Annotated in this window: 11 protein-coding genes; 9 read left to right on the top strand and 2 right to left on the bottom strand. The window is 43.9% G+C overall.

The genetic code is table 11. From position 1 onward, the window contains the following. The first annotated feature begins 60 nt into the window (after positions 1-60). From ilvC to HMPREF9378_RS03620, 4 genes are all read left to right on the top strand, one after another. On the top strand, positions 61-1,083 hold the full coding sequence (gene ilvC / locus HMPREF9378_RS03605) for a ketol-acid reductoisomerase (protein ID WP_002902418.1): 1,023 nt from the start codon (positions 61-63) through the stop codon (positions 1,081-1,083). A 99-nt stretch (positions 1,084-1,182) separates the two neighbouring features. Beyond that, the gene (gene ilvA / locus HMPREF9378_RS03610; protein WP_002902420.1) at positions 1,183-2,433 is read left to right on the top strand and encodes a threonine ammonia-lyase IlvA; all 1,251 of its coding nucleotides are present in this window, start codon (positions 1,183-1,185) and stop codon (positions 2,431-2,433) included. Between the two features lie 56 nt (positions 2,434-2,489). Next, complete coding sequence (locus tag HMPREF9378_RS03615) at positions 2,490-3,422, top strand: SPFH domain-containing protein (RefSeq protein WP_002908065.1); 933 nt, start codon at positions 2,490-2,492, stop codon at positions 3,420-3,422. 108 nt (positions 3,423-3,530) lie between these two features. Beyond that, positions 3,531-3,746: a capsule biosynthesis transcriptional regulator gene (locus tag HMPREF9378_RS03620; RefSeq protein WP_002893653.1), complete on the top strand. Its 216-nt coding sequence runs from the start codon at positions 3,531-3,533 to the stop codon at positions 3,744-3,746. Positions 3,747-3,841: 95 nt separating this feature from the next. On the opposite strand, the gene HMPREF9378_RS03625 is transcribed toward HMPREF9378_RS03620, so the two are convergent. Continuing rightward, positions 3,842-4,582 (bottom strand): amino acid ABC transporter ATP-binding protein, encoded by a 741-nt coding sequence (locus tag HMPREF9378_RS03625; RefSeq protein ID WP_002893646.1) that lies wholly within the window; start codon positions 4,580-4,582, stop codon positions 3,842-3,844. Further along, positions 4,579-6,144 carry an ABC transporter substrate-binding protein/permease gene (locus HMPREF9378_RS03630; RefSeq protein WP_002902426.1) on the bottom strand — a complete coding sequence of 522 codons (1,566 nt, stop codon included), beginning with the start codon at positions 6,142-6,144 and terminating at the stop codon, positions 4,579-4,581. The genes HMPREF9378_RS03625 and HMPREF9378_RS03630 overlap by 4 nt, the downstream gene beginning before the upstream one ends. Before the next feature lie 131 nt (positions 6,145-6,275). Here HMPREF9378_RS03630 and HMPREF9378_RS03635 point away from each other — a divergent pair, with 131 nt between their 5' ends. From HMPREF9378_RS03635 to sufC, 5 genes are all read left to right on the top strand, one after another. Then, entirely contained in the window at positions 6,276-8,171 is a 1,896-nt protein-coding gene (locus HMPREF9378_RS03635; RefSeq protein ID WP_002902427.1) for a DUF2207 domain-containing protein, read from the top strand. A gap of 139 nt (positions 8,172-8,310) precedes the next feature. After that, a complete protein-coding gene (locus HMPREF9378_RS03640) occupies positions 8,311-9,153 on the top strand; it encodes an undecaprenyl-diphosphate phosphatase (RefSeq protein ID WP_002913963.1) in 843 nt (280 codons plus the stop codon). A gap of 175 nt (positions 9,154-9,328) precedes the next feature. Next, positions 9,329-10,081 (top strand): adaptor protein MecA, encoded by a 753-nt coding sequence (gene mecA, locus HMPREF9378_RS03645; RefSeq protein WP_002913962.1) that lies wholly within the window; start codon positions 9,329-9,331, stop codon positions 10,079-10,081. Next, complete coding sequence (locus tag HMPREF9378_RS03650) at positions 10,072-11,238, top strand: glycosyltransferase family 4 protein (RefSeq protein ID WP_002913961.1); 1,167 nt, start codon at positions 10,072-10,074, stop codon at positions 11,236-11,238. Before mecA ends, HMPREF9378_RS03650 begins: the two co-directional genes overlap by 10 nt. A gap of 89 nt (positions 11,239-11,327) precedes the next feature. Further along, entirely contained in the window at positions 11,328-12,098 is a 771-nt protein-coding gene (gene sufC, locus HMPREF9378_RS03655; protein ID WP_002893635.1) for a Fe-S cluster assembly ATPase SufC, read from the top strand. Positions 12,099-12,124 lie beyond the last annotated feature (26 nt).

Genomic DNA, 12,124 nt, shown 5'->3' with positions numbered 1-12,124 from the left:
AACCTTTAATTTGTTAAAACCGCCTAACAGGCAATAAAAATAGAAAAGAGAGTAAAACTTATGGCAGTAACAATGGAATACGAAAAAGATGTAAAAGTAGCAGCGCTTGACGGTAAGAAAATTGCCGTAATCGGCTATGGATCACAAGGTCATGCTCATGCGCAAAACTTGCGCGATACAGGCCACGATGTGATTATCGGTGTTCGTCCTGGTAAGTCATTTGACAAGGCTAAAGAAGACGGCTTTGATACTTATACAGTAGCAGAAGCAGCTAAATTGGCTGATGTTATCATGATTTTGGCTCCAGATGAAATCCAACAAGATCTTTATGAAGCAGAAATCGCTCCAAACTTGGAAGCTGGAAACGCAGTTGGATTTGCTCATGGTTTTAACATCCATTTTGAATTTATCAAAGTTCCTGCCGATGTAGATGTCTTTATGTGTGCACCGAAAGGCCCTGGTCACTTGGTTCGCCGTACTTTCGAAGAAGGTTTTGGTGTACCAGCTCTGTATGCAGTCTACCAAGACGCTACTGGAAATGCCAAAGACATCGCAATGGACTGGTGTAAAGGTGTTGGTGCGGCTCGTGTTGGTTTGCTTGAAACAACTTACAAAGAAGAAACTGAAGAAGATCTTTTTGGTGAACAAGCTGTCCTTTGTGGTGGTTTGACTGCCCTTATCGAAGCAGGTTTTGAAGTCTTGACAGAAGCAGGCTATGCCCCAGAATTGGCTTACTTTGAAGTTCTTCATGAAATGAAACTGATCGTTGACTTGATCTATGAAGGTGGCTTCAAGAAGATGCGTCAATCTATCTCAAATACAGCCGAATATGGTGACTATGTATCTGGTCCGCGCGTGATTACTGAGCAAGTCAAAGAAAACATGAAGGCGGTCTTGGCTGATATCCAAAACGGTAAATTTGCGAACGACTTCGTTGATGACTATAAAGCTGGTCGTCCAAAACTGACTGCTTACCGCGAGCAAGCTGCTAATCTGGAGATTGAGAAGGTCGGTGCAGAATTGCGTAAAGCAATGCCATTCGTTGGTAAAAACGACGACGATGCTTTCAAGATTTACAATTAAGGTAAAGAGCAGATAAGACATTAGGGGTTGGAATGCGAATTCCCAGCCCCTTGTTTTGCTTGATAGAGAATAAACTGGAGAGACAGGGAAGGAAAAAATATGCTCAGAGCAAAAGATATCACTCATGCTCATAAAGTGTTAAAAGATGTGGTTGTCAATACTCCGCTTGACTACGACCACTATTTGTCGGAGAAGTACCATGCCAAGATTTACCTGAAGAAGGAAAATATGCAGCGGGTACGCTCTTTTAAACTCCGCGGGGCTTATTATGCCATTTCTCAACTTAATGAAGAGGAACGTCAGCGTGGGGTTGTCTGTGCTTCTGCGGGAAATCACGCCCAAGGAGTGGCCTATACTTGTAAGGAAATGAAAATTCCAGCAACTATTTTTATGCCCATCACGACTCCTCAGCAGAAGATTGGCCAGGTCCGCTTCTTTGGTGGTGAATTTGTGGAAATTAAATTGGTCGGAGATACCTTTGATGCTTCGGCCAAGGCTGCGCTTGACTATACTAAGGCTGAAAATCGCACCTTTATCGATCCTTTTGATAATGATGATGTCCAAGCTGGTCAAGGGACTGTAGCCTATGAAATCTTAGATGAGGCCAAGAGAGAAGCTATCGATTTTGATGCAGTTTTAGTACCAGTTGGCGGCGGCGGCCTGATATCAGGAGTCTCAACCTATATCAAAGAAAGTCAGCCAGATATCGAAGTTATTGGTGTGGAAGCCAACGGTGCCCGCAGTATGAAAGCAGCTTTTGAAGCTGGAGGTCCGGTCAAGCTTAAAGAAATCGACAAATTTGCTGACGGCATCGCAGTACAGAAGGTTGGTGAGTCAACCTATGAGGTTACACAAAAGAATGTTCAAAATCTTATCGGTGTAGATGAAGGGCTTATTTCAGAGACCATTATTGACCTATACTCCAAGCAAGGGATTGTCGCAGAGCCAGCTGGTGCGGCAAGTGTTGCTGCTTTGGAAGTGCTGAGCGAGTATATCAAGGGGAAGACTATCTGCTGCATTATCTCAGGTGGAAACAATGACATCAACCGTATGCCAGAGATGGAAGAACGGGCACTTATTTATGATGGTATCAAGCATTATTTCGTGGTCAACTTCCCGCAGCGTCCGGGTGCCCTGAGGGAATTTGTAAATGATATTTTAGGGCCTAATGACGATATCACTCGTTTTGAATATATCAAGCGGGCGAGTAAGGGAACGGGACCAGTTTTGATTGGTATTTCTCTGGCAGATAAGCATGATTATGCTTCTTTGATTAACCGTATTGAGCAGTTTGATCCGTCCTTTATCAATCTGAACGGGAATGAAACACTCTACAATATGCTTGTCTAATTGTAAATATATTTTAGCCTAATTTGTATGCTTTTATTTGAAACTGCAAATTAAATATGTTAGAATATACCATAGTGAATCAAGGAGGCTTGAACATGTTTTTTATTCCATTTTTCTTTATCATATTGGTCATAATCTTTATATTCTTGCTGCTTAGTGCAGTCTATGTGGTTCGTCAGCAATCTGTGGCAATCATTGAGCGTTTTGGACGTTATCACAAAACCAGCAGCAGCGGTATCAATTTCCGTCTTCCTTTAGGGATTGACAAGATAGCGGCTCGCGTTCAGCTGCGTTTGCTGCAGAGCGAGATTGTCGTTGAGACCAAGACACAAGATAATGTTTTTGTAACTATGAATGTTGCGACCCAGTATCGTGTAAATGAGAACAACGTAATTGACGCTTATTACAAACTTATGCGGCCAGAAGCTCAAATTAAGTCCTATATTGAAGATGCCCTTCGTTCCTCCGTTCCAAAACTGACCTTGGACGAGCTCTTTGAAAAGAAGGACGAAATTGCCCTAGAAGTTCAAAAGCAAGTGGCAGAAGAAATGTCGACCTATGGTTATATCATTGTCAAAACTCTGATTACCAAGGTTGAGCCTGATGCTGAAGTTAAACAGTCTATGAACGAAATCAATGCGGCGCAGCGTAAGCGCGTGGCTGCTCAGGAATTGGCTGAAGCGGATAAGATTAAGATTGTGACAGCTGCTTCTGCGGAAGCTGAGAAAGACCGCCTGCATGGGGTTGGTATTGCCGAGCAGCGGAAGGCCATTGTGGATGGTTTGGCAGATTCGATCAAGGAATTGAAGGGCGCCAACATTGAGTTGACAGAAGAGCAGATTATGTCTATTCTTTTGACCAATCAGTACCTGGATACGCTGAATAATTTTGCAGATAGTTCGGGTAATAATACCATCTTCCTTCCAGCAAATCCAGAAGGTGTCGAAAGTATTCGGACTCAGATACTTTCAGCCCTCAAAGCTAAGTAAAGAAAATTCAGAATTATTTAATTTGTTCGAATTTGGTTTGTTTAAGTTGACAAACTGTATAAAAACAATTATAGTAGTTGATGTAGCTAGAATAGAGAGGAGTAAGAAATGGCTAAATCTAATTTCGAGAAAGTAGAATCTGTTGTTAGTTGGGTACGTGATAAGAAGATCACCGGTTACCGTATTAGTAAAGAAACAAATGCACGTGAAATGTCTATCATTGCTCTTGCTCAAGGACGTGCAAAAGTGAAAAATATCTCTTTTGAAACAGCTCTTGGCTTGATTGATTTCTACGACAAAAACCATGAAAAATTTGAAGACTAAACTTCAAAATTGTGCAACTGATATTGCTCATTAAATCAAAAAAGGAATCTGGACTTAGTTCCAGATTCCTTTTTGCTTTTGAAAATAGAAGTAATTTAGCTGAGGAAGCGTTGCAGGAATTCTTTGGTTCTTTCTTCTTTGGGATTGGTGAAGATATCCTGCGGGCTGCCAGCTTCAGCAATGACGCCCTTGTCCATAAAGATAACACGGCTGGAAACATCACGGGCAAATTCCATCTCGTGGGTTACGACAATCATAGTCAGTCCTTCCTGAGCCAGTTCTTTCATGATTTTCAGAACTTCACCAACCATTTCAGGGTCGAGGGCTGAAGTTGGCTCATCAAAGAGGATGGCGTCAGGATTCATGGAGAGGGCGCGGGCAATAGCGACCCGCTGCTTCTGACCGCCTGAGAGTTGCTTAGGCTTGGCCTGCCAGTATTGCTCGCCCATGCCAACCTTGTTGAGGTTTTCTTTGGCAATTTTCTCGGCTTCTGACCGTTCTTTTTTCAGGACAGTTGTCTGAGCGACGATGGTATTTTCTAGGACATTAAGATTCTCGAAGAGATTGAAAGACTGAAAGACCATGCCCAGCTTTTCACGGTAATGGGTCAAGTCGTAATTCTCGTCCAGGACATTCTTGCCGCGGTAGAAAATTTGTCCGCCAGTTGGCGTTTCCAGAAGGTTAATGGATCGCAGGAAGGTTGACTTTCCACTGCCAGAGCTGCCGATGATGGAAATTACTTCTCCTTTATGAACGGTGAGGGAGATGTCCTTGAGGACTTGGTTTTCACCGTAGGACTTTTTGAGGTTTTTAATTTCTAAAATGGTTTCTGTCATGATTTCACTTCTCCTGTCTGCATTTGATTGGCACCTGTCGTGTAGTTGTCTGTGTCGAAGCGTTTTTCAACATAGCGCAGGATGCGTGTCACGCTGAATGTCAGGACAAAGTAGATTGCAGCGATAATGGTAAAGGTTTGGAAGTATTGGTAGGTCTGGGTAGCGATAGTATTTCCAGAGAAATAAAGCTCAACTACCGAGATAACGTTCAACACGGATGTATCCTTGATGTTGATGACAAATTCGTTACCAGTTGCGGGCAGAATATTGCGGACAACCTGAGGCAGTACAATCTTACGCATGGTCTGGCCATGGGTCATACCCAGTGCTGTTGCAGCCTCGAATTGCCCCTTATCAACAGCAAAGATACCACCGCGGACAATCTCGCTCATATAAGCTCCAGTATTGATGGAGACGATGAAAATGGCAGCGATAGTCCGGTCGATAGAAATTCCAAAAGCCTGGGCTGTTCCGTAATAGATAACCATAGACTGAACAATCATTGGAGTTCCGCGGAAAATCTCAATATAGACATTTAAGAACCAGCCGAAGATTTTTTGCAATGATGCTAGGAGTTTATTCTTAGAAGCTGGTGCCGTCCGATAAACGCCAATCAGCAGTCCGATGATGAGACCTGCGATGGTCCCTGTAATCGAAATGAGTAGAGTCAAACCAGCTCCGCGTAGGAATTGAGGCCAGTTTTCAGCCAGGATCTTAGCCACTTGACTGAAGAATGATTCATTCGTTGTTTCACTATCCGTATCAACAGGCTGTTTCTGAATCATCTCATCCATCAGCTTGACTTGATCATTAGTAGTAATCTTAGCGATTGCTGCATTAGCTTGCTCGATACGACTGTCATCCTTGCGCATACCAATGGCAATAGAAGCATCCTCTTCGCCAACTTCAAAGCCTTTCTCAAACTGAATCATTTTGAAGTTGGAGTTGGCAGTCTCAGCAGTCAAGGCTTCTGGCCGCTCAGAGATATAGCCATCAATAACACCAGATTCCAAGGCTTGACGCATCTGAGCAAAATCGCCCATAGCTGTTTCTTTTTTGGCGCCAGGCAGCTGGTCAATGAGATTGTAGAGATAAACTCCTTGCTGGGAAGTGACTTTAGCGTCTTTGAAGTCTTCTAGCGTCTTAGCGGATGCATATTTTCCATCTTTACGAACTAGGAGAACTGGCTCGCTGGTGTAGTAACTGTTGGAAAAGGCGATTTCCTTTTTCCGCTCGGCAGTTGGGCTCATACCTGCAATAATCATGTCAATTTTGCCGGAGGTCAGAGCAGGAATTAAGCCATTCCAGGAAGTCTTGACAACTAGAGGTTCCTTGCCCATCTCTTGTGCGATTTTTTTGGCAATCTGCACATCGTATCCATTGGCATATTGGTTGGTGCCTTCGATTTTTACAGCACCATTGGAATCGTCATCCTGAGTCCAGTTGAAGGGAGCGTAGGCTGCTTCCATACCGATTCTCAGGTAGTCATCGGCCTGAATAACATGAACCGTTCCTAAGGTGACCAGGAGGGCTGTAAATAAAGTGAGTAATAATTTCTTCATGGGTTTCTCCTGCTTATCTAATAATAGTTCTTCCTATTCTATCGAAAATTGCTGTTCTTTTCAATCCTAGTAAGCCCTTACTTGATAAAAATGATATAATAGAACAAAATATCTGTAAAGAGAGGTTGAGTATGAAACGATATTTTTATCTTCTGTTGGTTTTGTTTTCCTGCCTTTGTTTTGGTCAGGTTGTCTCGGCTGTTGACTATGATATTGAATCTTATCAAGGCGATCTGGTCTTGCGTGAGGACAATACAGCCACCTACACAGAGAAAGTGACCTACAAGTTTAATGACGACTATAATGGTCAGATTGTTTCGCTGGGATCTGCTGGAAAGATGCCCAATGGCTTTGCCATTGATGGGAATCCGACGGTCTCGGTTCTGACCAATGGTGAGCCAGATATGGATATTAACCCCCAAGTCAAAGACTTGGGAGATGGCTATGAAGTCAAAATCTATAATTCCGGAAACGACGGTGACAGAGTTGTTGTTACTGTGACTTGGCAACTGAGAAATCTCCTTTTTCTTCACAGGGATATTGCTGAGCTCAACTGGACTCCTATCAGTGACTGGGACCAGGGGATAGGAGAGGTCGTTTTGACAGTTTCTGGCTTGAGCAATCCAGATAAGAGCGAGCTCTTTGCTCATAGTGGCTACTTTGGTACTCAGCCTTTCGTGGATAAGGATGGCACCGACTATCTGGTCAAACTCAATGGAATCGGATCGGGTGACAATGTCGAGCTCCACGGCTATTGGGATCGACAAACGGTCTCTCTTGTATCCCAGAATGAAGACGAGAGTGACTACTTGCCAACCTTTAAAGCTCAAGAAGAAAAGATTGCCCGCAAGACGGTCTTTTACCGGCAGCTAGGAGAAATTTATATGCCCTTGCTGCTCTTATGTGCCATACTTGTAGCGGCCATCCTTTATTTTGTCTTTACCCAGAAGATTAAGCCTAAGCAGTCTTATCCCAAGAATGCCCGTCTATATGAGGCTCCTCAGGACTTGGCTCCTCTTGTCTTGGCGGAAAATATTTACGCAGTAGACATGGAGGATGTCGATCCGACTAGGGGCGGCAAGGCAGCGCTGAACTTTGAAAACATGGTTCAGGCGACTCTGTTAGACTTGCTGGATAGGGGCAATCTCCTCCTGCAGGGAGATGCTGAAAATCCTGTTCTGCAAATAGCGACCTATGATGGGCTAGCGGACTTTGAGAGACGTTTTCTGGGCATGGCTTTCAACAAGCAATCCCAAGCCAGTGTGAAAGATCTCTTTTCAGCCTATCAAATTTCAGAAGATATTTATAAGCACAAGTCTTCTGCGGATGAGTCCTATATCCGTAACATTGGTAGTAATATCAAGTCCTTATTTACTAACAGTCTGCGCTCCTTATCTAAAGAAGTGCGCTCTGAGGGCAAGCGTTTGGGTCTCTTTGGCCACTACCGGCCTCTTAAAGTTCAGGAAAAGAGATTGCTGATTACTGCCATCATTCTAGCTAGTGCTGTTTTGCTGTTCTCTCTTGGAGTTTTGTTTGTCTATATGGCCGCTTTTGAAAGTCTTATCTGGATATATATTCCCTTAGCATTGGTGGGACTTGTTATGATTTGCATTTTTGCTAGTAAGGCACAGCTTTATTGGCGAGATGGCGTCCTGAATGATGAAGGCGCGCATGACTTCTATCTGTGGCGAAGTTTTTCAAATATGCTGCGAGATATTGCTCATCTGGACAAGACGGAAATCGAAGGCATTATCCTTTGGAACCGTCTCTTGGTCTATGCGACCCTCTTTGGCTATGCAGATCGTGTCAGCCGTGTCATGGCTCTGCGTCAGATTCACTTGGGAAATCCATCTATGGACAGCTATGTTCAGGCTAACCTGCACTATGCCTTCTATAGCAGCATGCACAGTTTCTCAAACTACGGCCATGTAGCCACCACGGCCAGCAATTTCTCCGTCTCATCTGGCGGAAGTTCAGGTGGTGGGTTCTCCGGTGGCGGAGGCGGCGGAGGCGGTGGAGCTTTCTAATAGACAAGCCCTTGCCTATCCGGAAAAGTCTTAGTACTGGCTTTTCCTAGCCTTGAAATTGTGATATAATAAGACCTAATACTCTTTGGGAATTTATATATGACTTTCCTTGAGTAAACCCTTGTTTCAGGAGTATTCTATGTTTATCATTGAAATTTTTATCTCTATTATTTACGGTATCATCGAAGGAATCACAGAATGGCTGCCGATTTCCAGTACAGGTCACCTGATTTTGATTCAAGACTTTATCCAGTTTAAGAATCAAAGTCCAGCCTTTATGGAAATGTTTAATGTCGTTATTCAGCTGGGAGCTATTTTGGCGGTTGTCGTCATCTATTTTGACAAGCTCAACCCTTTTAAACCAGGCAAATCAGCACGTCAGGTTCAAAAGACCTGGCAGCTTTGGGCCAAGGTCGTCGTGGCAGCCTTGCCAGCTGCTGTTATCGGCTTATTCTTGGATGATTGGTTTGAAGCGCATTTCTACAATCTGGTCTCTGTGTCAGTGATGCTGATTGTCTATGGAGCTGCTTTTATCTATCTGGAAAGGCGCGAGCATGAGGAGCCTGCTGTGACAGATTTAGCTTCTCTTCCTTACAAGACTGCCTTGCAAATTGGTCTCTTTCAGGTTCTAGCTCTCTTTCCTGGGACTAGCCGTTCTGGTGCTACCATTGTCGGTGGTCTCTTGAATGGTGTCAGCCGTTCTGTCGTGACAGAGTTCACTTTCTATCTAGGGATTCCCATTATGTTTGGCGCTAGTGGCTGGAAAATTCTCAAGTTCATCAAGAATGGGAACAGTCTGGGATTTGGGCAAATCTTCTTGCTCTTGGTTGCTATGGGGGTTGCCTTCGGTGTTAGTCTAGTCGTGATTCGTTTCCTGACAGACTACGTCAAAAAGCATGACTTTACAATTTTTGGGAAATATCGGATTGGCCTAGGCGGCGTGCTTCTGGTTTATGCAGTCATCAAAGCTTTGATGGGATAAAAGGGGGCGATTTTAATGTTTCCCTGACTCTCTCATGCAGTGAAATAATAAGCTCTCAGAATTTTCTGAGAGTTTTTTCTTGCAACTTCCATTTTCAGAGCGATACTAGCTATTTTTTGAAATACGGGGGATTTTTTAGTATAATAGTAGGACTAGAAGTGTATGAGGTAGAGATATGGAAATGAAACAGATTAGTGATTCGACCATAAAAATCACGATTCAGCTGGAAGATTTGGAAGAGCGCGGTATGGAAATGGCCGATTTCTTGGTTCCCCAAGAAAAGACGGAAGAGTTTTTCTATACCATCTTAGATGAGTTGGAAATGCCGGATAATTTTTTGGACAGCGGTATGCTGAGCTTCCGTGTGACGCCTAAGCCAGATAAGGTGGATGTGTTTGTTACCAAGTCTAAGTTGGATAAGAATCTGAGTTTTGAGGATTTGGCAGATCTGCCAGACATGGATGAGCTGTCTCATATGTCTCCAGATGAATTCCTCAAGACACTGGAAAAGAGCATTTTTGAAAAGAGTAAGGAAGACATAGAAGCAGTCCAATCTTTGGAAACGGCAGAAGCTGAGGAAGGGGAACAGCTTTCTCAGGAGGCGGCTGCTGAGCAGTCGGCAGAAAATGCTGAGCGTTACATTTACTATATCCTGCGTTTTGAAGATATTAAGGCTGCTGCGGCTTTTGCCCAGACGGTGGATTATAAGATTGACTTATCAGAACTTTATAAGTATGATTCAGCTTATTATTTGACGATTTTAGTAGATGTTGAGGGCTTCCCAGAGCGCTATCCAGCTTGGCTTTTGGCTAAGATGCGTGAATTCGCAGATGATTCAGATATCACTCGGGCAGTGCTGCAGGAGCACGGACATCTTCTTTTGGTGACAGATGCCGTCTCCGGCCTGCAGAAGGTTGAATGCCTATGATTACTTTTCCGTTAAAGTTTATCTTGGTATTGCTGGGAACTTTTTTTATCGGGGTGATTCTGACGCCCTTGGTTCGGCTCTTAGCCTTTAAGATTGGTGCGGTAGATTATCCCAATGCTCGCCGCATCAATAAAAAGCCTATGCCTAGCAGTGGCGGGCTGGCGATTGTAGCGGCCTTTTCTATCTCTACTCTGCTCTTGATGCCGCAGATTGTTGCTGTAGATTTTTTTGGACAGACCTATTTTGCTTATGTTTGGCCGGTCGTTCTAGGTGGTTTGATTATTGCTTTAACAGGGCTGGTCGATGATATCAAAGAGCTGTCGCCCATGCTAAAAATGGGGGGGATTGTTCTAGCAGCCAGCCTAATCTGGTGGCTGACGGATTTCCGATTGGATGATTTTAAGCTTCCTTTTGGCGGACCTTTCCTGCATTTTGAGCCTTGGCTGTCCTATATTTTGACAGTGGTGTGGATTATTTCCATCACCAATGCGGTTAATTTAATTGACGGTTTGGATGGTCTGGTGAGTGGGGTGTCCATCATCTCGCTAGTGACGATGGGGATTGTTTCTTACTTCTTTTTGCCCCAGCACAATCTCTTTTTGACCCTGACAATTTTCGTCTTGGTCTTGTCAATTGCGGGTTTTTTCCCTTACAATTACCACCCAGCTATCGTCTATCTTGGTGATACAGGTGCTCTCTTCATCGGCTTTATGATTGCCGTCTTGTCCTTGCAAGGGCTGAAAAATGCGACAGCTGTTGCGGTGGTGACTCCTATGATTATCCTAGGGGTTCCGATTACGGATACTTTTCTGGCGATTATCCGCCGTACTCTGTCTGGTCAGAAATTCTACACGCCTGACAAGCACCATCTTCATCACAGACTCTTGTCCTTGGGATTGACTCACCGAGGAACAGTACTGGTTATCTACGGGATTTCGCTGGTCTTTGCCATGATTTCTCTCTTGTTGAATGTTTCCAGTCGAATTGGGGGCGTGCTCTTGATGATTGGTTTACTTCTGGGTGTTGAGCTCTTTGCTGAGCTTGTCGGAGTTTTGGGGCCTAATCGTACTCCTTTGCTCAATATTCTCCGCTTTATTGGGAATTCCTCCTACCGAGAGGAAGTTCGGCGGAAATGGCGTCAAAAGAGGAATAAATAAGAATAGCTCTAAACAAAATAAAAGCCTTTTGGGCTTTTTTTTGGTATACTAAAGTGTGTAAATCAGCTAAGCAAAGAAAGGAAAAAGAAATGTCTGTCTTAGAAATCAAAGATCTTCATGTTGAAATCGAAGGTAAAAAAATTCTCAAAGGGGTGAATCTCACTCTGAAAACGGGAGAGGTTGCAGCTATTATGGGGCCAAATGGAACAGGGAAGTCCACCTTGTCTGCAGCTATCATGGGCAATCCTAACTACGAAGTGACTCAAGGAGAGGTGCTTTTTGATGGAGTCAATATCTTGGAGTTGGAAGTAGACGAGCGTGCTCGCATGGGGCTCTTCCTTGCTATGCAGTACCCTAGTGAAATTCCTGGTATTACTAATGCCGAATTTTTGCGAGCAGCTATGAATGCTGGCAAAGAAGATGAGGAAAAAATCTCTGTCCGCGACTTTATCATGAAGCTGGATGAAAAGATGGAACTGCTCAACATGAAAGAAGAAATGGCTGAGCGCTACCTCAATGAAGGTTTCTCCGGTGGTGAAAAGAAGCGTAACGAAATCCTGCAGTTGCTCATGCTAGAGCCGACTTTTGCGCTCTTGGATGAGATTGACTCGGGACTGGATATCGATGCTCTTAAGGTTGTGTCCAAAGGGGTTAATGCTATGCGCGGTGAGGGCTTTGGTGCTATGATTATCACCCACTACCAACGCCTGCTCAACTATATCACTCCAGATGTAGTTCATGTCATGATGGATGGGAAAGTCGTTCTTTCTGGTGGTCCTGAATTGGCGGTTCGCTTGGAGAAAGAAGGCTATGCTAAATTGGCTGAAGAGTTGGGCTTCACCTATACCGAAGAAGCCTAGTCAAACATTCTTTTGACTTTGATAAA

Origin of the sequence: Streptococcus sanguinis SK1 = NCTC 7863, assembly GCF_000194945.1 — a bacterium.
GTDB classification, from domain to species: Bacteria; Bacillota; Bacilli; order Lactobacillales; family Streptococcaceae; genus Streptococcus; species Streptococcus sanguinis.
The sequence above is the reverse complement of the archived record's forward strand: the minus strand, read 5'-3'. Positions and strand labels throughout refer to the sequence as shown.

Excerpts from the sequence above, each read along its gene's own strand:
- ilvC (WP_002902418.1), top strand. The coding sequence starts at position 61 with ATGGCAGTAACAATGGAATACGAAAAAGATGTAAAAGTAGCAGCGCTT.
- ilvA (WP_002902420.1), top strand. The coding sequence starts at position 1,183 with ATGCTCAGAGCAAAAGATATCACTCATGCTCATAAAGTGTTAAAAGAT.
- HMPREF9378_RS03615 (WP_002908065.1), top strand. The coding sequence starts at position 2,490 with ATGTTAGAATATACCATAGTGAATCAAGGAGGCTTGAACATGTTTTTT.
- HMPREF9378_RS03620 (WP_002893653.1), top strand. The coding sequence starts at position 3,531 with ATGGCTAAATCTAATTTCGAGAAAGTAGAATCTGTTGTTAGTTGGGTA.
- HMPREF9378_RS03625 (WP_002893646.1), bottom strand. The coding sequence starts at position 4,582 with ATGACAGAAACCATTTTAGAAATTAAAAACCTCAAAAAGTCCTACGGT.
- HMPREF9378_RS03630 (WP_002902426.1), bottom strand. The coding sequence starts at position 6,144 with ATGAAGAAATTATTACTCACTTTATTTACAGCCCTCCTGGTCACCTTA.
- HMPREF9378_RS03635 (WP_002902427.1), top strand. The coding sequence starts at position 6,276 with ATGAAACGATATTTTTATCTTCTGTTGGTTTTGTTTTCCTGCCTTTGT.
- HMPREF9378_RS03640 (WP_002913963.1), top strand. The coding sequence starts at position 8,311 with ATGTTTATCATTGAAATTTTTATCTCTATTATTTACGGTATCATCGAA.
- mecA (WP_002913962.1), top strand. The coding sequence starts at position 9,329 with ATGGAAATGAAACAGATTAGTGATTCGACCATAAAAATCACGATTCAG.
- HMPREF9378_RS03650 (WP_002913961.1), top strand. The coding sequence starts at position 10,072 with ATGCCTATGATTACTTTTCCGTTAAAGTTTATCTTGGTATTGCTGGGA.
- sufC (WP_002893635.1), top strand. The coding sequence starts at position 11,328 with ATGTCTGTCTTAGAAATCAAAGATCTTCATGTTGAAATCGAAGGTAAA.